This window comes from Streptacidiphilus anmyonensis (assembly GCF_000787855.1).
GTDB classification, from domain to species: domain Bacteria; phylum Actinomycetota; class Actinomycetes; order Streptomycetales; family Streptomycetaceae; genus Streptacidiphilus; species Streptacidiphilus anmyonensis.
The window spans coordinates 71,881-95,823 of the sequence record NZ_BBPQ01000006.1 but is presented as its reverse complement, the minus strand read 5'-3'; the positions used below and the strand labels follow the sequence as shown (position 1 = coordinate 95,823).

The 23,943-nt window shown below is 73.7% G+C and carries 21 protein-coding genes and 1 pseudogene; 15 read left to right on the top strand and 7 right to left on the bottom strand.

The genetic code is table 11. The annotated features are described in order from the left end of the window. From TR50_RS48580 to TR50_RS09125, 4 genes and pseudogenes are all read left to right on the top strand, one after another. Window positions 1-313 (top strand): annotated as a pseudogene (locus TR50_RS48580) (hypothetical protein); the annotation flags it as partial. Further along, a complete protein-coding gene (gene pcaDC / locus TR50_RS09135; protein WP_236654345.1) occupies window positions 310-1,614 on the top strand; it encodes a bifunctional 3-oxoadipate enol-lactonase/4-carboxymuconolactone decarboxylase PcaDC in 1,305 nt (434 codons plus the stop codon). The pseudogene TR50_RS48580 and the gene pcaDC, both read left to right, overlap by 4 nt. Then, window positions 1,611-2,810 carry a 4-hydroxybenzoate 3-monooxygenase gene (locus TR50_RS09130; protein ID WP_042417371.1) on the top strand — a complete coding sequence of 400 codons (1,200 nt, stop codon included), beginning with the start codon at window positions 1,611-1,613 and terminating at the stop codon, window positions 2,808-2,810. Before pcaDC ends, TR50_RS09130 begins: the two co-directional genes overlap by 4 nt. A gap of 29 nt (window positions 2,811-2,839) precedes the next feature. Continuing rightward, window positions 2,840-3,517, top strand: a complete 678-nt coding sequence (locus TR50_RS09125; protein WP_042417368.1) for a PhzF family phenazine biosynthesis protein — start codon at window positions 2,840-2,842, stop codon at window positions 3,515-3,517. Window positions 3,518-3,804: 287 nt separating this feature from the next. Here TR50_RS09125 and TR50_RS09120 read toward each other — a convergent pair whose 3' ends face one another. Next, a complete protein-coding gene (locus TR50_RS09120) occupies window positions 3,805-4,626 on the bottom strand; it encodes a TIGR02452 family protein (RefSeq protein ID WP_042417365.1) in 822 nt (273 codons plus the stop codon). Between the two features lie 93 nt (window positions 4,627-4,719). Here TR50_RS09120 and TR50_RS09115 point away from each other — a divergent pair, with 93 nt between their 5' ends. The 4 genes from TR50_RS09115 to TR50_RS09100 all read left to right on the top strand — a co-directional run bounded on the left by TR50_RS09115 (window position 4,720) and on the right by TR50_RS09100 (window position 9,559). Further along, window positions 4,720-5,319, top strand: a complete 600-nt coding sequence (locus TR50_RS09115; RefSeq protein ID WP_042417363.1) for a histidine phosphatase family protein — start codon at window positions 4,720-4,722, stop codon at window positions 5,317-5,319. 167 nt (window positions 5,320-5,486) lie between these two features. Continuing rightward, window positions 5,487-6,785, top strand: a complete 1,299-nt coding sequence (locus TR50_RS09110; RefSeq protein WP_042417361.1) for a glycoside hydrolase family 3 N-terminal domain-containing protein — start codon at window positions 5,487-5,489, stop codon at window positions 6,783-6,785. 58 nt (window positions 6,786-6,843) lie between these two features. Beyond that, window positions 6,844-8,907, top strand: a complete 2,064-nt coding sequence (locus TR50_RS09105; protein WP_042417359.1) for an FUSC family protein — start codon at window positions 6,844-6,846, stop codon at window positions 8,905-8,907. A 115-nt stretch (window positions 8,908-9,022) separates the two neighbouring features. Then, window positions 9,023-9,559, top strand: a complete 537-nt coding sequence (locus TR50_RS09100) for a hypothetical protein (RefSeq protein ID WP_042417354.1) — start codon at window positions 9,023-9,025, stop codon at window positions 9,557-9,559. A gap of 58 nt (window positions 9,560-9,617) precedes the next feature. On the opposite strand, the gene metG is transcribed toward TR50_RS09100, so the two are convergent. The 3 genes from metG to TR50_RS09085 form a co-directional block, all read right to left on the bottom strand. Then, window positions 9,618-11,129 carry a methionine--tRNA ligase gene (gene metG / locus TR50_RS09095; protein WP_042417341.1) on the bottom strand — a complete coding sequence of 504 codons (1,512 nt, stop codon included), beginning with the start codon at window positions 11,127-11,129 and terminating at the stop codon, window positions 9,618-9,620. Between the two features lie 267 nt (window positions 11,130-11,396). Next, window positions 11,397-11,630, bottom strand: coding sequence for a hypothetical protein (locus TR50_RS09090; protein ID WP_042417338.1), 234 nt, complete (start codon window positions 11,628-11,630; stop codon window positions 11,397-11,399). Window positions 11,631-11,754: 124 nt separating this feature from the next. Next, a complete protein-coding gene (locus tag TR50_RS09085; protein ID WP_052440862.1) occupies window positions 11,755-13,428 on the bottom strand; it encodes a multicopper oxidase family protein in 1,674 nt (557 codons plus the stop codon). Between the two features lie 222 nt (window positions 13,429-13,650). On the opposite strand from TR50_RS09085, the gene TR50_RS09080 reads away from it, so the two are divergent. Then, window positions 13,651-14,994 (top strand): MFS transporter, encoded by a 1,344-nt coding sequence (locus tag TR50_RS09080; RefSeq protein WP_236654344.1) that lies wholly within the window; start codon window positions 13,651-13,653, stop codon window positions 14,992-14,994. A 91-nt stretch (window positions 14,995-15,085) separates the two neighbouring features. Beyond that, window positions 15,086-15,430, top strand: coding sequence for an ArsR/SmtB family transcription factor (locus tag TR50_RS09075; protein ID WP_042417335.1), 345 nt, complete (start codon window positions 15,086-15,088; stop codon window positions 15,428-15,430). Between the two features lie 73 nt (window positions 15,431-15,503). On the opposite strand, the gene TR50_RS09070 is transcribed toward TR50_RS09075, so the two are convergent. After that, on the bottom strand, window positions 15,504-16,745 hold the full coding sequence (locus tag TR50_RS09070; RefSeq protein ID WP_042417331.1) for an acyl-CoA dehydrogenase family protein: 1,242 nt from the start codon (window positions 16,743-16,745) through the stop codon (window positions 15,504-15,506). Window positions 16,746-16,855: 110 nt separating this feature from the next. Between TR50_RS09070 and TR50_RS09065 the strand changes: the two genes are divergently transcribed. Beyond that, window positions 16,856-17,536 carry a TetR family transcriptional regulator gene (locus tag TR50_RS09065; RefSeq protein WP_063775037.1) on the top strand — a complete coding sequence of 227 codons (681 nt, stop codon included), beginning with the start codon at window positions 16,856-16,858 and terminating at the stop codon, window positions 17,534-17,536. A gap of 403 nt (window positions 17,537-17,939) precedes the next feature. On the opposite strand, the gene TR50_RS09060 is transcribed toward TR50_RS09065, so the two are convergent. Next, window positions 17,940-18,788, bottom strand: a complete 849-nt coding sequence (locus tag TR50_RS09060; protein WP_042417327.1) for a GNAT family N-acetyltransferase — start codon at window positions 18,786-18,788, stop codon at window positions 17,940-17,942. Continuing rightward, window positions 18,785-19,369 carry a peptide deformylase gene (def, locus tag TR50_RS09055; RefSeq protein ID WP_042417324.1) on the bottom strand — a complete coding sequence of 195 codons (585 nt, stop codon included), beginning with the start codon at window positions 19,367-19,369 and terminating at the stop codon, window positions 18,785-18,787. The genes TR50_RS09060 and def overlap by 4 nt, the downstream gene beginning before the upstream one ends. A gap of 212 nt (window positions 19,370-19,581) precedes the next feature. Here def and TR50_RS09050 point away from each other — a divergent pair, with 212 nt between their 5' ends. From TR50_RS09050 to TR50_RS09035, 4 genes are all read left to right on the top strand, one after another. Beyond that, complete coding sequence (locus TR50_RS09050; RefSeq protein ID WP_042417322.1) at window positions 19,582-20,844, top strand: MurT ligase domain-containing protein; 1,263 nt, start codon at window positions 19,582-19,584, stop codon at window positions 20,842-20,844. A 36-nt stretch (window positions 20,845-20,880) separates the two neighbouring features. After that, complete coding sequence (locus TR50_RS09045) at window positions 20,881-21,609, top strand: type 1 glutamine amidotransferase (protein ID WP_042417318.1); 729 nt, start codon at window positions 20,881-20,883, stop codon at window positions 21,607-21,609. A gap of 240 nt (window positions 21,610-21,849) precedes the next feature. Then, window positions 21,850-22,875, top strand: a complete 1,026-nt coding sequence (locus TR50_RS09040; protein ID WP_042417315.1) for a 6-phosphofructokinase — start codon at window positions 21,850-21,852, stop codon at window positions 22,873-22,875. Window positions 22,876-22,932: 57 nt separating this feature from the next. Continuing rightward, window positions 22,933-23,928: a 2-hydroxyacid dehydrogenase gene (locus tag TR50_RS09035; RefSeq protein WP_042417312.1), complete on the top strand. Its 996-nt coding sequence runs from the start codon at window positions 22,933-22,935 to the stop codon at window positions 23,926-23,928. The last annotated feature ends 15 nt before the right edge of the window (window positions 23,929-23,943 follow it).

The window sequence follows — 23,943 nt, the reverse complement described above, 5'->3', positions numbered from 1 at the left end:
CCAGCCCCACCCCGACGAGCCCCGTCCCAACCGGCCACACCCCGACGAGCCGCGCGCGAGCCAGCCGAACCCCGGCCCGCCCGGCCACGACCAGCCCAGCCCCGACGAACCCCGTCCCAACCGGCCACACCCGAGCCAACCGCGCGCGAGCCAACCGAGCACCGACCAGCCCGGCCACGACCAGCCGCGCGCGAGCCAGCCGAACCCCGGCCCGCCCGGCCACGACCGGCCCAGCCTCGACCGGAGGCGACCCGACCAGCCCCCCGCCGACCAGCCGCGCCCCGCGCGCCCGCACCAGGACCCCAGCCCGTGACCCTGCCGCCGCACCCGCCGCACCCGCCGCTCCCGCCCGCCCTGCACCATCGCATCGACGGCCGCGCCGACGCTCCGCCGCTGCTGCTCGGGCCCTCGCTCGGGACCTCCCTCGCCCTGTGGGACGGGCTCGTCCCCACGCTGGCCCGCACGCACCGCGTGGTGCGCTATGACCTCCCCGGCCACGGCGGCACCGCCGCCACCGTGCTCCCGTCGCTGCGCGCTGCGGGCACGACCGCGAGCACGGCGGCAAGCACGACCGCTGGCGCTGCCGCAGGCCCGACGGCCACCACCGTCGGCGAGCTGGCCGGGCTCGTCCTCGACCTGGCCGACCGCCTGGGACTCGAACGGTTCGCCTACGCGGGCGTCTCGCTCGGCGGCGCCGTGGGCGCCCATCTCGCCGCCCACCACCCCGAGCGCGTCACCTCGCTCGCTCTGATCTGCTCGTCCGCGCGCTTCGGCGAACCGCAGGGCTGGCACGACCGCGCCGCCGCGGTGCGCGCCCACGGTCTGTCAGGGCTGCTGGACGCCTCCACCGCACGCTGGTTCACCCCTGCGTTCGCCGGCTCCCCGACCGCCCGTGCCCTCCTCGCGGACCTGCGCGCCGCAGACCCGACCGGCTACGCCGCCTGCTGCGACGCCCTGGCCGCGTTCGACCTGCGGCCGGCGCTGAAGCGGATCACCGCGCCCACGCTCGTCCTCGCCGGGCGCGAGGACCCCGCCACGCCTCCGGCCGACGCCCGCGAACTCGCGGACGGCATCGCCGACTCCACCCTGGTCGAGCTGCCCAGGGCCGCCCACCTGGCCCCGGCCGAGCGGCCCGACCGCGTGCTGGCCGCTCTCGACGACCTCCTGTCCGACCATCGGGGGGACCCCGCGTCCCCCACCCGGAACCAGGTCTACACCCGGGGTATGACAACGCGCCGGGAGGTGCTGGGCGACGCGCACGTCGACCGCGCCGTCGCGGCCACCACCGCCTTCACCGCGCCCTTCCAGGAGCTGATCACCCGTTACGCCTGGGGCGAGATCTGGACCAGGCCCGGCCTGGACCGGCGCACCCGCTCCTGCATCACGCTCACCGCGCTGGTCGCCCGGGGCCACCACGAGGAACTCGCCATGCACGTGCGCGCAGCGCTGCGCAACGGGCTGTCGGTCGAGGAGATCGGCGAGGTGCTGCTCCAGTCCGCCGTCTACTGCGGCGTCCCCGCCGCCAACTCCGCGTTCGCCGTCGCGAACCGGGTGCTCCGGGAAGACGCCACCGACACCACCGCCGACACCGAGGAAGCGGGGCCCGCCCGATGACCGACACCGCCACCCTGCCGGAGCGCACCACCGTCGGCATCGTCGGTGCCGGCCCGGCCGGCCTGCTCCTGGCGCGGCTGCTGCACCGGGCCGGCGTCGACTGCGTGGTGCTCGAGAGCCGCGACCGCGCCTACGTCGAGCAGCGCCAGCGCGCCGGGATCCTGGAGCAGGGCACCGTCGACGCGCTGCGGTCCTGCGGCGCGGCCGACCGCCTGGACCGGGAGAGCCTGGTTCACGACGGTGTGGAGCTGCGCTGGGACGGCCGCGCGCACCGGATCGACTTCCCCGCGCTGACCGGTGGCCGCCGGGTCTGGGTCTACGCCCAGACCGAGGTGGTCAAGGATCTGATCGCGCTCCAGCTCGCCGACGGCGCGCCGCTCGCGTTCGAGGCGGAAGTCAGCCGGGTCAGCGGCGCCGACACCGACCGACCCGTCGTCCACTACCGCCATCTGGGGCGTGAGCGGACGCTCGCCTGCGACTACGTCGTCGGCTGCGACGGCTTCCACGGCGTGGTGCGACGGGCGATACCCCAGCAGGAGCTGCGCAGTTACGAGCGCGTCTACCCCTACTCCTGGCTCGGCGTCCTCGCGGACGTCGCGCCGTCCAGCGAGGAGCTCGTCTACGCCCACTCGCCGCGCGGCTTCGCGCTGCTCAGCATGCGCTCGCCGACCGTCAGCCGCCTCTACCTCCAGGTGCCGAACGGCGAGGACCCTGCGGACTGGCCGGACGGGCGGATCTGGGACGAGCTCGACGCCCGCCTCGCGCTCGACGGCGGCTGGTCGTTGAAGCGCGGGCCGATCACCTCGAAGGCCGTGCTGCCGATGCGCAGCCATGTCACCGAACCGATGCGCTTCGGCCGGATCCTGCTCGCCGGGGACGCCGCCCACATCGTGCCACCGACCGGCGCGAAGGGCCTGAACCTCGCGGCGGCCGACGTGGTCGTCCTGGCCCGCGCCTTCGCCGCTCTGCGCGCGAGCGGGTCGACGGACCTGCTCGACGCCTACTCCGACACCTGTCTGCGCCGCGTGTGGCGGGCCGAGCACTTCTCGTGGTTCATGACCACGACGCTGCACACCGACCCCGAGCAGTCCGCGTTCCGCACCCGGCTCCAGCTCTCCCAGCTGGACCGGATCGCCTCCTCGCGGCACGCGGCCGCCGAGCTGGCGGAGAACTACGCGGGCCTCGACATCGGCTGAGGCCGGGCTGAGGCTGCTTGGATGGGGCCATGAGTGATCTTCATGTGCTGCGCGTCTTCTGCGGCCCTGGTGGCACGGCGGGCAACGCGCTGGGGGTGGTCCTGGACGGCTCGGCGTACGCCGAGCGGGAGGAGCGCCAGGAACTGGCGCGGGAGCTGGGCTTCTCCGAGACCGTCTTCGTCGACGACGCGGCAAGCGGCCGGGTCGACATCTACACCCCGAGCGCCCGCCTGCTGTTCGCCGGGCACCCCCTCGTCGGCACGTCCTGGCTGCTGCGCCGGGAGGGCCTCACGGTCGAGGCGCTGCGGCCGGAGGCGGGGCACGTCCCGGCGTGGCAGGACGGCGAGTTCCACTGGATCCGCGGCCGCGCGCAGTGGGCGTCAGGTCGCAGGACGCGGCAGTACGGCAGCGTCGCCGAGGTGGACGCACTGACGGTGCCGCCGCTGGGGACGGGTTGGCTCTACGCCTGGGCCTGGGCCGACGAGACGTCGGGCGCGGTCCGCACCCGCGGCTTCCCCGGCCGCGGCGACGGCATCGAGGAGGACGAGGCGACGGGCGCGGCCGCGGTCGTGCTGACCGCGGAGCTGAGCCGGGCGCTGGACATCCGGCAGGGCGTGGGCTCGCAGATCCTCACCCGCCCGGGCCCGGACGACACGGTGGACGTCGGCGGTCGCGTCGTCCCGGTGGAGGTCCGGCACCTGAGGTGAGGCACGGCTTTGGCAGCCGGCGGGCGACACGCGCAGCCAGCCTCGCCGGGGGATCCCTTGTGTGAGCCGAGAGCGATGGAACCGGCCGACGGCACGGCTTCCTCGGACGCGAGCGCCCGGCCGCGCGGCCGGGCGCTCCGCTCAGGAGCGCGGGCCTCGCGGGGGTGCCCCCGCGTGCCGCGCCGCCGCGCCGCCCCACTCGGCGAGGGCGGCCGGCCCCGTCTTCAGCGCCGGCTCGCGGCAGGCCACCACGCCGCGGCCGGGCGCTCCGCTCAGGGGCGACGCGGCTACGCCGCGAAGGTCGCCGCGAAGGCGCTGCGGTTCGCCGACGGGTCGTTGCGGTCCCAGACCGCGAAGACCACCCGGTCGAAGACTCCGTGGTACGGCCCGCCCGGGGCGAGCCAGGAGCGGAAGGCCGAGGCGACGTCGTGCGGGTCGTTGCGGAAGACGCCGCACCCCCAGGCCCCCAGCACCAGTTGCCGCGCGCCCTGCTGCGCCGCCACGCCCAGCACCCGGCCGGAGCGGCGGAGCAGCGCGGCGCGGATCCGCGGGCCCGCGTCCGGGTCGCGGCGCAGCAGCGCGCCGGCGTTCGGGGCCGGGCTGGTGAGGAAGGACGCCGGGAACGGCTCGGCCGAGAGCTCGCCCCGCTCACCGCGGTGCACGGGCACCGACGGGGACCAGATGACGCGGTCGCTGTAGAGGAGGTCGTCGGACGCGCGGTGGGCCTCGTAGTACTCCGGGGCCCGCAGCAGGCAGGGATAGAGGAGTGCGTTGCGGCACAGGTCCTCCTCCTGCGCGCGGGCGCCGCCCAGGTAGCCGCCGCCCGCGTTGCGCGCGGAGGCGAAGTTCAGCACGGCGACCGGGCCGTCGGCCGCGAGTCGACGGGCCGCGGTCAGGCTGCCCTCCCCCGTCACCTCGATCACCGTGGCGCGGTCCCCGCCACCCGTCGGCGCGAAGAGCCGCTCGTCGGGGCCGTAGCAGCGCGTGCCGGCGACGGCGGCGGCCAGGGCCGCGCCGATCGCGACCTCTGTGCCGTCGTCGGCCACGTAGTGCCCGGTCTCGGCGATGGCCTGGTTCCGCGCGGCCATAGCGCGCAGTCGACTGCTCATGTCCCGGCACGGTAGGACAGACGCCCAGTTCGGGGCGACCGAATTCGCGCAGGCGTCCGGGCGGGGGCGCGCACCGACGGGTAGCGTGGCGGCATGAGTGACCTGATCCTGGTGCGGCACGGCGAGACCGATTGGACGCTGTCGGGCCAGCACACCAGTTGGAGCGACATCCCGCTCACCGCGAACGGCGAGGCGCAGGCCCGCGCGCTCGCGCCGCTGCTGGCCGAGCACAAGATCTGCCTCGCGCTGGTCAGCCCGAGGCAGCGGGCGCAGGACACCGCGAAGCTGGCCGGGCTGAACGCCGTGGTCGACCCGGATCTGGTGGAGTGGGACTACGGCGCGTACGAGGGCGTGACCACGCGCGAGATCCACCGCACCCGCCCGGACTGGAACCTGTGGACGGACGGTGTCGCCCCTGGCCCGCCGGAGCACCCGGGGGAGACGCCGGAGGAGGTGGGCCTGCGCGCCGACCGGGTGATCGCCAAGGCCGAGGCGGCGCTGGAGAACGGCCGCGGCGGCGACGTCGTGCTGGTGGCGCACGCGCACTTCCTGCGCGTCCTGGCGGCGCGCCGACTCGGTCTGCCGCCCTCGGACGGTGCGCTGTTCCAGCTGGCCACGGGCACGATCAGCCGCCTGAGCACGGAACACGGCCGCCCGGTCATCGCGTCCTGGAACGAGCAGCCGAGGGGCTGATCCAGGGCCGATCAAGGGCTGATCAAGGGCTGATTCAGGGCTGATCCCGGACTGATCCAAAGGAATCACCTTGGAGTGACCCTTCTCTCCCTTCCTTGGATAAATCGTCCCCAACCCGGACAGTGGAACGAGCAAACGACTCTGCCCCCTGACCGGAAGCCCTCACCATGACCGACCGCCGCACCCGCTCCGCCGCGCTGGGCGTGGCCGCGCTCGCCGCCGTCACCGTGGTGCCGCTCGCCGCCTGCGGCGGGCCCGCCCAGAGCGCCACCTCGTCCGCCTCCGGCCCCGCTGCCGCGCCCAGCGCGAGCACGGGCGCCGCCAGCCCGAGCGCGAAGAGCGCAGGCACCGGCAGCCCGAGCGCGAGCACCGCGCCCGCGCAGCAGCCGTCCAAGCGCAGCAGCGCCCCGGCGGGCTCGCAGGACGCGGCAGCGCCGACCTGCTCCAACACCTCCAAGCTGGCGACCTGGTCCAACCAGCGGCTCGCGATGACGACGATCGCCGTCCCCGTGGACGAGAACAACGTCTCCGCCGCCACCTCGGAGGTCGCCGCGGGCGCCGGCGGCATCGTGCTGTTCGGCAGCTCCGCGCCGGCGAACCTCGGCAGCCAGATCAGCGCGCTCAAGTCGCACGTGCCCGGCAACCTCGGCCTGCTGGTGATGACGGACGAGGAGGGCGGCGGCATCCAGCGGATGGCGAACCTGGTCGGTTCGCTGCCGTGGCCCGCGTACATGGGCGGGAACTGGAGCCCGGCGCAGATCCAGCAGGCCACGACCTCCGTCGCGCAGAAGATGGCCGCGGCGGGCGTGAACATGGACCTCGCCCCGGTCGTCGACGTCGACGGCACGAACGCCGCGCCCAGCGCGCAGAACCCGGACGGGTGGCGCGCCTTCAGCGGCGACCCGTCCGTGGTGGGCCGCGACGGCGTGGCGTACCTGAAGGGCATGACGGCCGGCGGCGTGATCCCCGTCGTCAAGCACTTCCCCGGCATCGGCGGCTCGAGCTACAACTCCGACCTCGGCCCCGCCCACACCCTCCCGTGGTCCAGCCTGCAGCAGTCCGCCCTGGCGCCGTTCCAGGCGGCGATCGCGGCCGGGGCGCCGGCGGTCATGATCTCCAACGACACCGTCCCCGGCGTGACGTCGACTCCGTCCTCCCTCTCGCCCACGATCATCAACGACGAGCTGAAGGGGAAGCTCGGCTTCCACGGCCTGGTCGTCACCGACGCGCTCGACGCCAAGGCGATCTCCGCCGCGGGCTACTCCGTCCCCCAGGCGACGGTCCAGGCGCTGCGCGCCGGAGCGGACATGGTGATGTTCAGCGAGGAGCCGGACACCCCCGGCCTCACCGCGCAGTCGGCGAACGCGGTCGTGGCCGCGGTCAACGACGGCAGCCTCTCGCGTGCCCGGCTGATCGACGCGGCGAACGCCGTGCTGACCGTGCGCCACGTGAACCTCTGCGGGTAACCGGCGGCGCGGGCCGCAGCCGAAGCAACCAGGGCCGGTTCAACTAAGCTGACCGGCGATGGCATCCTCCGCTTCCGGCTCGGCCTGGTACCGCTCGCTTAAGACCGCCACCCGGTCCGGGCTGACGGTGGAGCGGGCCACCAACCAGCCACTGGCCGCGCTGCGCGGCGCCCTCGGCGTCGCGATCGCGCTCTTCGGCGCGCTCGCGCTCGGCGGGCCGGCGATGGCGACGTCCGCCGCGCTCGGGGCGCAGCTCGCCGGGATGGCCACCTTCCAGCGCAGCTACCGGCCGCGTCCGTGGCTGGCGCTGGCGACCGCGCTGGCGCTGTCGGTGAGCACCTTCGTCGGCTATGTCGTCTCGCCGTGGCACCCGCTGTTCCTCACGGTGCTCGCGGTGTGGGCGTTCGCGGCCGGAATGGCCTGGGTCGCGGGACAGACGGCCGGCATCCTGGCGTCGATGGCCGTCACCGTCATGATCGTCGCCGTCACGCTGCCCGCGAGCGTGCCGGAGGCGGCGCAGCACGCGGGCGTGATCGCGGCGGGCGGAGTCATCCAGGCCCTGCTGGTCGTGCTGTGGCCGGTGGACCGGTGGGGCGCGCACCGCGAGGCCCTGGCCGAGGCGTGCGCGTCGATGGCCGACTACGCACGGCGGCTGCGGCACGACCCGTTCGCGCTGTTCGACCCCGATCCGCTGATGGCCGCACGCGAGGCCGCGATGGTGACGCCCGGTCAGGCGCGCAGCCGGCCTTCCGAACTGGCCGGGGTCCGCTCGCTGGTCGAGCGGCTGCGTCCGGCGCTGGCCGCGCTCGCCGATCCGCGCGTGGGCGCGGCCGAGGAGGGCCGCGAGCGCGACCGGGCGCGCGAACTGCTCGGAGCCGCCGCCGAGATCCTGGACGCCGCGGCACGTTCGATCCGCAGCGGGGAGGGCGCGCAGGTCCCCGAGCGCGCCTACCGCGCGTTGGCCATCCCCGACGGCGGGCCCGTGCTCCACGGCATCGCCCGGCACACCGCGCTGCGCCTGATCGGCCTGCTGGCCGAGGTCACCGACGCGCTCGACTCCCCCGTCGACGACGACCAGCCGCGCTACCTGCGCCGCCCCGGCGTGCGCGCCCTGCTGCCGCTGACCGTGGCCGCGGTGAAGCGGCACTGGACGCAGCGCTCGCCCGTCATGCGGCACGCGGTGCGGGTCGCCGTGGTGGTCACCCTCGCGGAGGGCCTCGGCCTGCTACTGCCGTTCGGGCACGGCTACTGGGCGGCGATGACGGTCATGATGATCATGCGCCCTGAGTTCTCCCAGACCTACACCCGCGGCGTCGCCCGGCTCGCGGGCACGGTCGTCGGCGTCGGACTCGCCTCGGTCGTCATGGTGCTGGCGAAGCCGGCGCCATGGGTCTGCGGTCTGCTGGCCGTCGTCGCGGTCGGCTGCGCGTACCTGAGCATGCGCGCCGGCTACATGGCGCTGAGCGCGCTGGTCTCCGTCTACGTCGTCTTCCTGCTGTCGATGGACGGGCTGGTCGTCCGGTACACCGCCGAGGAACGCGTCGGCATGACGCTGCTCGGCGGGCTCCTCGCCTTCGCCGCGTACGCGGTCTGGCCGACCTGGCAGACGGTGCGGCTGCCGGACCGCCTCGCCGACTACATCGACGCGGCGGGCCGCTATGCCGCCGCCGGCCTCGACGCCTTCGGCGATCCCTCCCCCCGGAACCGGCGCGCCCTGCGCGACGCCCTGCTCGACCACCGCCAGGCGCGGGCCGCGCTCACCGCGACGGAGGCATCCGCCGAGGCGGAACCCGTCCGCGAGCGGGGCCTGCGCCCCTCCCAACTCGCCGACGCCCGCGCGGCAGTCTCCGCCATCGGCCGGACCACGATGCTGATCGAGGCCCACGTCCCCGCCGCCGAGGGCGAGTCCCCCGGCGCGGCCGCCTTCGCGGCGGTCGTCCGCGAGCAACTCGCCCACGCGGCCCAGGCCGTGCGCGTGGGAGCGCCGGTCGACATCACCCCGGTGCGGGACGCCTTCAGCCGCTGGTCGGAGTCCGAGGACGGCACCCCGCCAGAGATCATCTTCGACGCCTCCATCCTGACCGAGGCCGTGACGGGCCTTCAGGACGCGCTGGCGTCCTGACATCCCCGCACGAGCGATCGGCGTAGCGACACCACCCGTGAGTGCGACGGTCCCTCGCCCCGGGTTGACGGCTTCCTACGGTCGTGGGCGACATCCCGCAATCGGAAGGTGGACCGTGATCCGCAGTGTGAAGAGTCTTGCCGCCGTCCTCGTCGCCGCAGCCGCCGTGGCCGTGCTGCCCGGCACCGCCGTCGCCGCCGCCCAACACCGGGACGGCCCGCTCGTGGTCTTCGGCGACGGCAACCAGTTCGCCGGGGGTGACGTCTTCAACGCCGGCGGCGACAACAACGTCGGGTCGTTCGACGGGGACCCGACCGCCGGTCTCCCGGGTGTGGGGCTGCCCGGGGTGAACGCGGGGATCGTGCGGATCGTGACGGACTCGAGCGTCCCCTACCCCGGGCTCACCCGGGTCTCCCAGCAGGGCAGCGGCGACTACCCGGAGCGGCTGTTCCCGAACGTCATCGCCACCGTGCCGATCGACGGACCGTCCGAGGTGGTCTACGCGTCCTCCGGCGGCGCCGGGCAGGTGAAGATCGCGGCGACCGTCACCGCCGGTGTCGCGGACGCCACCTGCACCTCGAGCGGCAACCTGCGGTGCCGGATCGACTACGCCGACCCGAACCGACCGGTCCTGATCTCGGGGGCCTTCTAGCGGAACAGGTAGTCGGCCCCCGCGCACGCGTCCGGTACTCGGGGGCCGACGTGCGCGCTCACTCCCCCAGCTTGGCGAAGAGCGGGGTGGACGTCGGCAGTACGCCGCCCACCGGCGTGCACCGCTCGACGATGCGTTCGGCCGCGTCCGGGAGGAACGGGCGCAGTTCCTCGCCGACCTGGCGGCAGGCGGAGACCAGGGCGGCCAGCGCGGCGTCCAGAGCGGCCGAGCGGGCGCCGCCGCGTTCGGACTTGGCCAGTTCCCACGGGCGGGTGCGGTCGATGCAGCGGTTGGCCTCCTCCACCAGGGTCCAGACCGCCGCAGCCGCCGCCCGGTAGTCGAAGGCGTCGAGGGCCGCGTCCACCCGGCCTGCCGCGCGGGCGCAGACCGCGCGGAGCTCGGCGGTGGCGGTGGTCTCCACCGCGGCTTCCGGGACGACGCCGTTCCGGTAGCGGTGGACCATGGTGACCACCCGGTGGACCAGGTTGCCGAAGCCGTCGGCGAGGTCCGCGTCCGCGCGGGCGACCAGCCGTTCCTCGGTGAAGTCCGCGTCGCCCACGCGCGGGACCTCCCGCAGCAGCCACCACCGCACCGCGTCCGTACCGTAGCGGGCGACCAGCTCGGCGGGGTCCACCACGTCGCCCGCGGACTTGCTGATCTTCCGGCCGGACACCGTCAGGTAGTCGTGCACGAGCACCCGCGTCGGCAGCGGCAGGCCCGCGGACAGCAGCATCGCGGGCCAGTAGACGGCGTGGAAGCGGAGCACGCCCTTGCCGACCAGGTGGACGCGCTCGCCGTCGCCCGCCCACCAGCGCTGGAAGTCCTCCGCCGGGGCGTCGCCTTCGCCGCCGAGGCCGAGGCTGGTGACGTAGTTGCCGAGCGCGTCCCACCACACGTAGACGACCTGGTCCTCGTCGCCCGGCACCGGGATGCCCCAGCCCCGGGCGCGGGCGCGGCTGCGGGAGACGGAGAAGTCCCGCAGGCCGGAGTCGATGAGCGCCAGCACCTCGTTGCGCCGCGAGACGGGTTCGACGCGCAGCGCACCGCTGGTGATCAGCTCCCGGAGCTGCTCCTGGTAGCGCGACAGACGGAAGAACCAGTTCTCCTCGCTGACCTCCTGCGGCTCGGTCCCGTGGTCGGGACAGCGGCCGTCGACGAGCTCGTCCCTGCCGTAGAACGCCTCGCAGCCCACGCAGTACAGGCCCGTGTAGGCCTGGCGGTAGAAGTCGCCGGCCTCGGCGCAGCGCGCCCAGAGGTGGGCCACGCCCGCGCGGTGGCGCGGGTCGCGGCTGGTGCGGATGAAGTCGTCGAAGGAGAGCGCGAGCGGTTTCGCGAGCTCGGCGAAGGCGGCGGCGTTGCGGTCGACGAGGTCCTGGACGGCGACGCCCTCGGCCTCGGCCGCGAGCACGTTCTTGAGCGAGTTCTCGTCCGTTCCGCTGAGGAACCGCACCGCGACGCCGCGCGACCGGCGGTGCCGGGCGAGCACGTCCGCCTGGACCAGCTCCAGGGCGAAGCCCAGGTGCGGGCGGGCGTTGACGTACGGGATGGTGGTGGTGACGTAGTAGCTCATCGGGCTCTTCTCCTGCGTCGGTGCGGGAGGGGCCTGCGGCTCGCGGTCATGCGAAAGGCCCCTGGGACGGGGCCTTCTCGGACGCGCGCGTGCGTCGTTCAGCAGCCCCGGTAGGGGCGCATCATTCGACGGGTCGGCGCGGAGATCATGGACGCAGATTAGCAGAGCCCGCGGCCTGCGGGCCCTGCGGTTTCGCCGGGTTCGAGCGGTCCCCGAGGCTGCGCCGTTCTTCCTGGGGGCAGCCTCTGGCGGGGAGGTGGCCTCTTCCTACAGGTGGCCGCGGATGAACGCGCCGACCTCGGCGGCCCAGTGCGCGTAGTCGCCGCGCATCGAGGCGTCGCCGCCGCACAGCTTGGCGACCTGCGGGTCGGTCATCCGGTCCGCGTCGTCGGCGGCGAGCATGGTCGACAGGCGCTCCATCGTCTCGGCGAGGCGCTCTGCGTCGTGGTGGCTCAGCATGACCAGCCGCTCGGTGCGGCCGATGGTGGTGGAACCGGGCATGGGGTCCTCCCGGGTGGCTGCGAGGTGTCTCGGATCGTTCCCCCACCACGGTAGATCCGCTCGGCTGGTCCCGCTTGGCTGGATCCGCTTGGCAGGGCCCGGGGGCCGGGCCCTGCCCGCGAGGTCAGCGGACGACGTCGATGAAGCTCATCATCCCGTTGTCCTCGTGCGCGGCTATGTGGCAGTGGAACATGTAGCGGCCCGGGAAGTCGTCGAACGCGATCCGGATGACCACCTCGCCCGGCTTGCCGTTCTGCTCGTACGGCACCGGGATGATGTCCTGCCGGTTCGTGTAGGGCTGCGGCACGCCGTTGACCGACATCACCTGGAAGTCCGAGGTGTGCAGGTGGAAGGGGTGGATCTCACCGGAGGTGTTGTAGATGGTCCACTCCTCCACCGTGCCCAGCTTGGCCGGGGTGGCGAAGGCGGAACCGTCGCTCATCATGAACTGCTTGCCGTTGATGTAGAAGCTGTCGCCGTCCGCGCTCTCGGAGAGGACGAGCTTCCGCTTCTGGGCGATCTTCGCGCCGGCCAGGTCGGGCGCGGCGGTCGGGACGCGGCCGGAGACGCCCGGCAGCCGCGTGGCACGGGCTCCGTGCACGTCCAGGCGGAGCAGCTGGGTGTCCGGGTAGCTGTCGCCCTGCGGGCCGTTGGAGTAGGCGAGGGTCCGCAGCCACGCGCCGCCCGGCCGGGGACCGGCCGTCACCAGCACGTCGTAGCGCTTGCCCGGCGGCAGCAGCAGCGAGGAGGCGGTGCGCACCTTGGCGACGGGGGTGCCGTCCTCGCCGACGACGGTGAACCTGTAGCCGTCCAGCTGGAGCCGGTAGAAGATGTCGGCGCCCGCGTTGGTGAGGCGCCACAGCTGGGTCTCGTTCGGCCGCATCGACAGCACCGGGCGCAGCTGGCCGTTGACCAGGCGCACGGTCGGCGCGCCGGAGTCGATCGAGGAGCTGCCGGTGTTCTGCACGATCGAGCCGCCCGCGTCGATCTGGGCGTCCTTGAACACGAGCGTGTGCGCGGTGATGTGACGCAGCTTCTGCGGCAGCAGGGTGCGGTCGTCGCCGACGATCAGCGCGCCGGACAGACCGGCCGAGATCTGGTTCTCCACGTCGCCCGGCATGAACGCGGCGGGCGACGCACTCGTCCCGCCCGTACCGGTCGTCCCACCCATGCCGCTCATGCCGCTCATCGGGCCGGACATGTCGTCGTCCATGTCGTCCGCGACCATCTGGCCCGGCTTCGGGCACGTCGTGCCCATCGCGTGACTGTGGTACCAGAAGGTGCCCTGCGGGTGGTCCTTGGGGATCGCCAGACGGTAGGTCAGCGACTTGCCGGGCGCCACGCACAGGAAGGGGTCGTCCGAGACGCCGGTCGGCGCCACATGCAGGCCGTGGAAGTGCAGGTTGGTGGCGACCGTCAGGTGGTTGACCAGCCGGATGGTCACAGCGGAGCCGGGCGCGACCCGAATCGTCGGGGCGACGAAGCTGCCGTTGTAGGACTGCCCCCAGACCTTGCGACCGGCGAGGTCGAAGCGCGTGCGGTGCGCGTCGAGGGTGATCGTGATCCGCTGGGCGGCCGAGGTGTCGGCGTCCGCCGGGTCCTGGAAGGGACGGCCCGCGACCATGCCCTTCTCCTGCTGCGCCGTCGACGGCGGCTTCGGCGCGGAGGACGCCAGCGCCTGCCCTCCGAAGACCGCCCCGGCCAGGACCGCCGCCGCGGTCAGCGCCCAGGCGAGACGCCTCGACCCACGTGGTCGTCGTTCCTGCGGCGCCGCGACGCCGCTCGACTGTCTGCCCATCAAGCCCCCCATGGAGATAGGAATCCGGGCAGGCCGAACAGGACCCCCCGATTCAGATGAAACTGAGAGGAAGCATGGCGACTGGGGGCTTCACAGGCAAGACTCAGCCAACCCCGAGACGTATCTCACGTCGTCAGCGACCCGACGGCCCACTCCCTCATGCGGTGGATGCGCTGTCACCGACCCCTCTTCAGGGGCGGGTTCGCCTTCTAGGCTGACTTCGTGGCAGACCAGACCCCCTCCCCCGCCCAAATCCGCCCGAAGTGGAGCGCCAGGCCGACGCGCTATCGCGGGCTTGTCGGTCTGCTGCTGACCCAGGCGCTGTCACTGACCGGCACCCGCGTCTCCGCCGTCGCGCTGCCGTGGCTGGTGCTGACCACCACCGGCAGCACCGCGCTGACGGGCCTGACCGCGTTCTGCGAACTCGGCCCCTACGTGCTGGCCAAGGCGGCGGCCGGTCCGGCCATCGACCGGATCGGGCCGCGCCGGATCAGCCTGCTCGGCGACCTGGTCAGCGCGACAGCCGTGCTGGCGGTGCCGATCGCGCACGCGGCCGGGGCGCTGCCGATCTGGCTGCTGCTGGTGCTCGTCGCCGTCATCGGCTCGGTGCGCGGGCCGGGCGACGCGGCCAAGGTGGCGATGACGCCGGACGCCGCCGACGACGCCCGGGTTCCGCTGGAGCGGGTCACCGGCCTGTCCGGCGCGGCCGAGCGGCTGGCCATCACCGCCGGCCCGGCCCTCGGCGCGGCGGCCGTCGCCGGATTCGGCGCGGCGACGGCGCTGGTGTTCAACGCCCTCACCTTCCTGCTGAGCGCCGCGGCCACCGCCCTGGCCGCGCCGGAGCGCCGGGCGCAGGAGGCGGCCGACGAGGACGCGGGCTACTGGGAGCGGCTCGGCAAGGGCTTCGCCTTCCTGCGCGGCAACCGCCTGCTGGCGACGGCGGTCGGGCTGACCGTGGCCACCAACTTCCTGGACGCCGCGTGGTCGGCGGTGCTGATCCCCGTCTGGGTGCACCGGCACGGGCTCGGGGTGGGCGCGGTCGGCGCGGTCTTCTCGGTGATGAGCGCGGCCTCGGCGGCGGCCGGGCTGGTCGCCGCGTGGCTCGGCGAGCGGTTGCCGCGCCGCGTCACCTTCCTGGCCGGCTTCGTCGTGGCGGGCGCGCCGCGCTTCCTCGTGCTCGCGTTCGGCGCGCCGCTGGGCGTGGTGCTGGCGGTCAGCGCGGTCTCGGGCTTCGCGGCGGGCTTCCTCAACCCGATCCTGGCGGCCGCGGTGTACGAGCGGATCCCGCGCGATCTGGTCGGCCGCGTCATCTCCGTCGCGGACGCGGTCTCCTGGGCGGGGGTCCCGCTCGGCGGCCTGATCGCGGGCGCCGCGCTCGGGGCCGTGGCCCTCGCTCCGGTCGCGGCGACGGCCGGGCTGCTCTACTGCGCCGTGACCACGCTCACGGGTCTGCGGCCGGAGTGGCGCGAGCTGGACGCCGAGCCGGCCGCCCGTCCCGAGCCGCCGCCGAGCCGGGCCCCCGGCTCCCGCACCCTGCCGGGCGCCTCCCCGGCGAGCACCGCGTAGCGGGCGAGCAGCGCGAGGAGCTCGGCGCGCGCCGCACTAGAGTGTCAGCACGACGACGAACACTTCGACGCCGACGGACGGAGCAAGCGCCATGACGTCGAGCCACCGGGCCGCGCCGGTGCACGCGGAACTGGACCAGGTGAGCCTGGAGACCGCGCTGCTGGCCCTCGCCGACCCCGTCCGCCGGACTCTCGTGCGCACCCTGGCCGGATCCGGCGACTGGGAGCGGGCCTGCGGCAGCTTCGACGTCCCGGTCACCAAGGCGACACTGAGCCGCCACTTCGCGATCCTGCGGGAGGCCGGCCTCCTCGAACAGCGCGACGCGGGCCCGAGGCGTCTCAACCGCCTGCGGCGGTCGGAGTTCGACGCGCGCTTCCCGGGGCTGCTCGACCTGGTGCTCACGGACCTTCAGGCGCGCGGGACACCGCCCGCCTGAAGGTCCGCCCGGCCGACGGTCCGACCGCCTGAGGTCCGCCCGCCTGAGGTCCGACCGCCTGGTCGACCGGGCGTCAGCGGATCGGCAGGCCGGAGAGGGTGCGGGCGATGACGAGGCGCTGGATCTCGCTGGTGCCCTCGAAGATCGTGTAGATCGCGGCGTCGCGGTGCATCCGCTCGACCGGGTACTCGCGGGTGAAGCCGTTGCCGCCGAAGATCTGGATGGCGTGGGCGGTCACCCACTTGGCCGTCTCGCCCGCGTAGAGCTTGGACATGGAGCCCTCGGCCGCCGTGAAGGGCTGCCCGGTGGCGGCCATCCAGGAGGCGCGCCAGACCAGCATGCGGGCGGCGTCGATGCGGGTGCGCATGTCGGCGAGGGTGAAGGCGATGCCCTGGTTGTCGATGATCGGCCGGCCGAACTGCTCGCGGGTCTTCGCGTACTCCAGCGACTCCTCGTACGCGGCGCGGGCCAGGCCCACCGCCTGCGCGCCGACGGCCGGGCGGGACGCCTCGAAGGTCGCCATGGCGGCGTTCTTGACCTGCTCGACCTTCTCGCCGCGGGCGACGGCCGCGGCCCGCTCGCGGGCCTTGGCCATCCGCTCGTCGAGCTTGTCCTTGCCGCCGAGCAGGCAGGAGTTCGGGACGCGCACGTTGTCGAGGACGACCTCGGCGGTGTGCGAGGCGCGGATGCCGTGCTTCTTGAACTTCTGGCCCTGGCTCAGGCCCGGCGTGCCCGGCGGGATGATGAACGAGGCCTGGCCGCGCGCGCCGAGCGCCGGGTCGACGGAGGCGACGACCACGTGGACGTGGGCGATGCCGCCGTTGGTGGCCCAGGTCTTGGTGCCGTTGATGACCCACTCGTCCTTCGCCTCGTCGTAGACGGCGCGGGTGCGCATCGCGGCGACGTCGGAGCCGGCGTCCGGCTCGGAGGAGCAGAAGGCGGCGAGCTTGGGGTCGTCCGGGGTGCCGAACATCTCCGGCGCCCAGGTTCCGACCTGCTCGGGCGTACCGTTGGTGACGACGCCCGCCGCGGCGAGCGCGCTGCCGACGATGGCGAGCGCGATGCCCGCGTCACCCCAGAACAGCTCCTCCATCGCGATCGGGATGCCCAGACCGGTCGGGTCGAACTGCTGCTGGGCGAAGAAGTCGAGCGAGTAGATGCCGACCTTGGCGGCCTCCTGGATGATCGGCCAGGGGGTCTCCTCGCGCTCGTCCCACTCGGCGGCGGCGGGGCGGATCACGTCTCGCGCGAATCCGTGCAGCCAGTCGCGGACCGCGATCTGGTCGTCGTTGAGAGCGAGGTTGAAGCCGGTCATAGGTGTGTGTCTCCCCGGGCGCGACGCGCGGACTGGATTTACTTCCGCCAGGTGTTACCGTCGGTAACGCGCTCCACAGTTTGTTACCAGGCAGTAAGGATGTCAAGGCAATGGCGAGCCCCGACCACGCCGACCGCGCCGACCGGCGCGAGGTGTTGCTGGACGCCGCGGACCGGGTGGTCCGGCGGGAAGGTCCGCGCGCGAGCATGAACGCCATCGCGGCGGAGGCGGGCATCACCAAGCCGATCCTCTACCGGCACTTCAAGGACAAGACGGGCCTCTACCAGGCGCTGGCGGAACGGCACAGCACCGCCCTGCTGGACCGCATCCGCGAGGCGCTGGCCGCTCCGCTGGAGCGGCGCGAGCTGGTGGAGAACGTCCTCGACACCTACCTCGCCGTGATCGAGTCCGCGCCCCAGGTCTACCGCTTCCTCGCCCACCCCGACCCCGCCGCCGACGGCCTCTCCCCGGCCGGCCCGCTCGCCCCCACCCTCCAGGCCATCGCCTCCGAGCTGAGCGCGGCGATCGCCGGCCAGATCGACCTCGGCCCGGACCGCGAGCTGCTGGCGGCGGCCTGGGGCCAGGCGATCACCGGCATGGTCCTCGCCTCCGGCGACTGGTGGCTCGAACAGCCGGGCCTCCCCCGCGACCGCATGGTCCAGACCCTCGCCGACCTCCTCTGGGGCCGCCTGGCCGCCGCCGCGGACAACCCCTCCGCGACGAACAACCACAACGGCGTCCACGGCCGCGAGGAAACCCGCGACCCACGCCCGGGCGCCACGGCGAACTGAGCTCCGACTGACGCACCGCCCGGCCAGCGCCCGCCGGCAGGCGCTCCGGACCCCGCGTCAGCGCACGGCCCCCCGGGCGCCGCGAGCCGCCGCGCCGTCGACCACCCCGATGCCGACTCTCCCGAGGCCGCCCGACCCGCGACTGCGCCCGGCAGGGCAAGTGCCGACGATCAGGCGAGCCGCAACCGCGGCAAGGACGCCCACCGACGGCCGCACCGCTTCTGCCGAGCACCTGGCGACACCCGCCTCATGCCCTGCTGCCGCGCGAGTCGACCACGCCGATCCCGACTCCCCCAAGACCGCCCGACCCCCGACTGCGCCCGCCAGGGCACGTGCCGACGGGCAGGGGAGCCGCAACCGCGGCAAGGACGCCCCGCCGGTCGGGGTAGCTCGTACGGACGGGTTACTGCGGGAGGCGGAGGGCGACCGTGCTGTGGGAGTGGGTGAAGCCCGTGCGGGTGTAGAGGTGGCGGGCGGGGTTGCCCTCGGTGACGGTGAGGGAGAGGGAGGGGGCGCCCTCCTTCGCGGTGAGCGCGAGGGCGCGGCGGAGGAGGAGGCCGCCGAGGCCGTGGTGGGAGTCCTCCGGGTCGCGGAAGAGGTCGACGACCGCGGGCCCGGTGAGGGCGAGGTCCGCGACGGAGTGACCCGCCCGGGGCAGGACCGCGGCCGCCAGGGACGAGTCGCCGTTCTCCTGGCCGACCATGATGCCCGCGACCGGGCGCCGCCCGCGCAGGGCGACCGCGCTGCCGCCCAGCAGGCCGCCGAAGAGGCTGCCGCCGATCAGCTGGGCGAGGCGCTCGAAGTCCCCGGCGGGGTGGTCCGGGTGGGTGCCCGGATACGCGCGGCGGTGGACCCGGAAGAGCCGCCGCGGGCTCACCTCCTGCGGCGGGACGAGCGCGAGATCGGGCGGCAGCGCCGGCTCGGACCAGGCCGGATCGGGGGCCAGCGCGCCGAAGTCCCAGACGTAGTGGTGCGCGTAGCGGCCCCGGCTCAACGAGGCGTCCAGCAGCAGGCGGGCGAACGCGTCCTGCGGTCCGGTGACCCGCAGCTCGGCCATCCAGCCGGGCAGGCGACGCCGGACGACCGCCGCCGCGTGGGCCGGGTCCGCCTCCGGCGCGGGGCGCAGATCCGCCGCCCACCAGAAGTCGTGGCCGCGCAGCAGCCCGCGCACCTGCACGAAGTCGGCGACGACGACGCCGTCGTCGTCCTGCACCGACCAGCGCTCCGGCTGCGCGCACCACTGGTCCGTCATGCGCGGCCCCCGCCGACCGCCGCGTCGCCGCCGGCCTCACCGGCGGGCACGTACCAGTCGGCGCGCCGCATGGGGCGCAGCGCCCGCGCCCTGCGCCAGCCGCTCAGCTCGTCGAGGAAGACGCCTCCGTCGAGGTGCGCGACCTCGTGCTGGAGGCAGCGGGCGAAGAAGCCGGTGCCCTCGATCTCGACGGGCGCGCCGGTGAGGTCCTGGCCGCGCACCACCGCCCGGTCGTAGCGGGGGGTCTGCGCGCGCAGGCCCGGCAGGGAGAGACAGCCCTCCTCGCCCGCGATCACGACCCCGTCCGCCTCGACCAGGACCGGGTTGACGATGTGGCCCAGATGGCGCACGTCCTCGTCGTCGGGGCAGTCGTAGACGAAGACGCGCAGGCCGACACCGATCTGATTGGCCGCCAGCCCCACCCCGTCGGCCGCGTACATCGTCGCGAACATGGACTCCACCAGGGAGACCAGCTCCTCGTCGAAGCTCTCGACCGGCGCGCAGGGGGTGCGCAGCACCGGCGAAGCCCAGGCGGTGACGGGATGGACGGTGCCGGCGCTGCCGGGAATGCGGGAGAGCATGGGAGGACTCTATGTGCCCCTGACGGGCCGCCGCCCCACGGCCGTCCCGGCGCCGCCCCACGGCCGTCCCGCCGCCGTCCCGCCGCCGCCGGCCCGCTCGCCGCAGCCCGGGTCGTGGACGCCGCCGACGCCGGAACCGATCGTGCCGGTAGGCTACGGACAGCCGGGGGCACACACGCCCCGCAGGCCGTCCCGCAGGAGGAAAGCAACCGATGTCAGCGCATCCCGATCCGGCCGCGCCCTCGGCCTCGCTGAACGCCCGTGCCAAGCTCGCCGTCACGGCCGGCAAGGCCGCCGCCGCCGTGTCGCGCGCAGCCGGCCGCGGCAGCGGATCGGTGATCGGCGGCCGGGTCGCCCTCAAGCTCGACCCGGACCTGCTGCGTCGCGTCTCCGAGGGCCTGGACGTCGTGCTGGTCTCGGCCACCAACGGCAAGACCACGACGACCCGTCTGATCGCCGAGGCCCTCAAGGCCGCCGGCCCCGTGGTCTCCAACGCGCTCGGCGCGAACATGCCGGCCGGCATCACCTCCGCGCTCGCCGACAGCGGCGAGGCGCGCTTCGGCGTGATCGAGGTCGACGAGAAGTACCTGAACATGGTCGCCCGGGACACCAACCCGAAGGCGATCGCCCTGCTCAACCTCTCCCGCGACCAGCTGGACCGCTCCTCCGAGACGCGCATGCTGGCCGAGAAGTGGCGCGAGGGTCTGGCCGGGACCGAGGCCGTCATCATCGCCAACGCGGACGACCCGCTGGTCACCTGGGCGGCGTCGTCCTGCAAGAAGGTCATCTGGGTCGCGGCCGGCCAGGCCTACAAGGAGGACGCCTGGTCCTGCCCGAGCTGCGGCGGCGTCATGCAGCGCCCGGACGAAGAGTGGTTCTGCCCGAGCTGCGGCTTCCGCCGTCCGCAGCCGCACTGGGCGCTCCAGGGCGAGTTCGTGGTGGACCCGCAGGGCAACCCGTGGCCGATCCGGCTCCAGCTGCCGGGCCGGGCCAACCTGTCCAACGCGACGAGCACCGCCGCCGTCGTCTCCGTCTTCGGCGTGCACCCGCAGATCGCGCTCCAGCGCATGGAGTCGGTGCAGGCCGTCGCCGGCCGCTACGAGTCGGTGCTGGTGAACGGTCGTGAGGTGCGGCTGCTGCTGGCGAAGAACCCGGCCGGCTGGCTGGAGACGTTCAGCCTGATCGACCCGGCGCCGGCGCCGGTGGTCCTCTCGGTCAACGCGCTCTCCGCCGACGGCACCGACACCTCCTGGCTGTGGGACGTCGACTACGAGCGTCTGGTCGGCCACCCCGTCTTCGTGATGGGCCAGCGCAAGCTGGACCTCGCGGTGCGGCTCGAGGTCGCGGGCGTGCAGTTCCAGGTGATCGACTCGATCCAGCAGGCCGTGGCGATGGCGCCGCAGGGCCGGATCGAGGCGATCGCCAACTACACGGCCTTCCAGCAGCTGCGCCGCGACGTGGCGACCCCCAACTGACGCCGGCCCGGGACTTGAGGAAGAGGACTCCCCGTCATGACTGACAGTGCCCTGCGGCTGATCTGGATCTACCCGGACCTGCTGTCCACGTACGGCGACCGCGGCAACGTGCTCGTCGTCGAGCGCCGGGCCCGGCAGCGCGGGCTGCAGGTCGAGCGCGTCGACGTGCGCTCCGACCAGCCGGTGCCGACCAGCGGCGACATCTACCTGATCGGCGGCGGCGAGGACCGTCCGCAGCGGCTCGCCGGTGAGCGGCTGCGGCAGGACCCGGGCCTTGGCCGAGCCGTGGAGAACGGCGCGATCGTCTTCGCGGTCTGCGCCGGCTACCAGATCCTCGGCCACGAGTTCATCGACGACCGCGGCGAGCGGACCGCGGGCCTCGGCCTGCTCGACGTCTGGTCGACGCGCGGCGAGGGCAAGCGCAACGTCGGCGACATCGTCGCCGAGCCCGACCCGCGTCTGGGCCTGCCGACACTGACGGGCTTCGAGAACCACCAGGGCGTCACCCACCTGGGGCAGGGCGTCTCGCCGCTGGCGCAGGTCACGGTCGGCGGCGGCAACGGCACCGGCGAGGGCACCGAGGGCGCCTGGCGGGACACCGTGTTCGGCACCTACCTGCACGGGCCTGTCATGGCGCGCAACCCGCTGGTCGCGGACCTGCTGATCAAGCTGGCCCTCGACGTCAGCGCGCTGCCGCCGGCGGACAACACCTGGTACGACGCGCTGCGCGCGGAGCGCATCGCGGCGGCCCAGACCGCCTCCTGAGCCGCGGGCAGCGGACGACTCAGGGCAGCGGGCAGAAGCGAGACAACCGAACACCGCTGAAGACTCACGCACACCCCTGCCGAGCCTCCAGCGCCCACCCTCACACTCCCCCCGCAGGGCGCCGACGGCGCCGCCCTGGCGACCGGGCCGGCCTGACCGGAAGCCGACGCTCGGTATCATCGCGATAGGGTTGTTTTGTCCGATTCCGGTCACCGCGCTCTGCTCGGGAGTAGTTGAACGATGCGTATTGGTGTGCTGACCAGTGGTGGGGACTGCCCAGGTTTGAACGCCGTGATCCGGTCCGTGGTCCACCGCGGTGTGGTCGACCACGGCGACGAGATCATCGGTTTCGTGGACGGCTGGCGCGGTCTGCTCGAAGAGGACTACCGCGAGCTGACGCTGGACTCCGTCTCCGGCATCCTCGCCCAGGGCGGGACGATCCTCGGCTCGACCCGGGTGCAGCCGAGCAAGCTGCGTGACGGCGTCCCCGCCGCGCTCGCCATGTGCGAGCGGCTGGGCCTGGACGGCATCATCCCGATCGGCGGCGAGGGCACGCTCAAGGCCGCCCGGATGCTCTCCGACGCGGGCCTGCCCGTCGTCGGCGTGCCGAAGACCATCGACAACGACATCGCCTGCACGGACGTCACCTTCGGCTTCGACACGGCGGTCTCGGTGGCCACGGAGGCGCTGGACCGCCTGAAGACCACCGCCGAGTCGCACCAGCGCGTCATGGTGGTCGAGCTGATGGGCCGCCACACCGGCTGGATCGCCCTGAACGCGGGCATGGCCGCCGGCGCGCACGCGATCGTCGTCCCGGAGCGGCCGTTCGACATCGACAAGCTGACCGCGGTCGTCGGCGAGCGCTTCGAACGCGGCAAGAAGTTCGCCATCGTGGTGGTCGCCGAGGGCGCCAAGCCGGAGGCCGGCACCATGGAGTGGGAGCGCGGCAGCATCGACATCTACGGCCACGAGCGCTTCGCGGGCGTGGCCACCCGGCTCTCCGGCGAGCTCGAGCGGCGTCTCGGCAAGGAGGCCCGCCCGGTCATCCTCGGCCACGTCCAGCGCGGCGGCACGCCGACCGCGTACGACCGGATCCTGGCCACCCGCTTCGGCTGGCACGCGGTCGAGGCCGTGCACAAGGGCGCGTTCGGGCATCTGACGGCACTCCAGGGCACCGCGATCAACCTGGTCCCGCTGGCCGACGCGGTCGCCGACCTGAAGACCGTCCCGGCGGAGCGCTACGCCGAAGCAGAAACGGTCATCTGAGCCAGGAGCCCGCGAACGTGCCGAGCATCGGGCGGAATGTCCGATTAGCGTGGCCGTATGGAGATCCTCGCCTACGGTGTCCAGGCCGACGAGAAGCCTCTGCTGGAGGCCGCGTTCGCCGGCCGTCACGAGGTGCGGTGTCTGGAGGTGTTCCTCGACCCCGACACCGCGCCTCTGGCCGCCGAACACGAGGTGGTCAGCACCAGCGTCAACTGCCGGCTCGACGCGACCACGCTGCACGCCCTCGCCAAGGGCGGAACCCGGATGACCGCGCAGCGGTCGACCGGCTTCAACAACATCGACCTGGACGTCGCGGCCGAGCTCGGGCTCACCATCGCCCGGGTCTCCTACTACTCCCCCTACGCGGTGGCCGAGTTCGCCTGGACCCTGGCCCTGGCCGTCAACCGCCGGGTGATCCGCGCCGCCAACCGCACCCGCGAGTTCGACTTCCGCCTCGACGGCCTGATGGGCGCGGACGTCCACGGCACGACCGTCGGCGTCGTCGGCACCGGCAAGATCGGCGAGTGCTTCGCCCGGATCGCGCACGGCTTCGGCACCCGGCTGCTGGGCTGGGACATCGCGGAGAACGCCCACTGCCGCGACCACCTGGGCATGGAGTACACCTCGCTGGAGCGGCTGCTCGCCGAGTCCGACCTGATCTCCCTGCACGTCCCGCTGCTGCCGGACACCCACCACCTGATCGACGAGAGCGCGCTGGCGCGCATGAAGCCGGACGCGCTGCTGGTCAACAGCAGCCGGGGCGGCCTGGTCGACACCCACGCCCTGGTCGAGACGCTGCGCGCGGGCCGGCTGCGCGGGGTCGGCCTGGACGTGTACGAGGAGGAGACGGGGCTGTTCTTCCTCGACAAGTCGCTCGAGGGCGTGACCGACGACACGCTGGCGCGCCTGATGACCTTCCCGCAGGTGCTGGTGACCTCCCACCAGGCGTACTTCACCGCGACGGCGGTGGGGCAGATCATCGAGGCGACGCTGAGGAACGTCGAGGACTACCTCGCCGGGCGGCGCACGGAGAACACACTCGTGCCGCGCTGAGGTACGCGGCGGCAG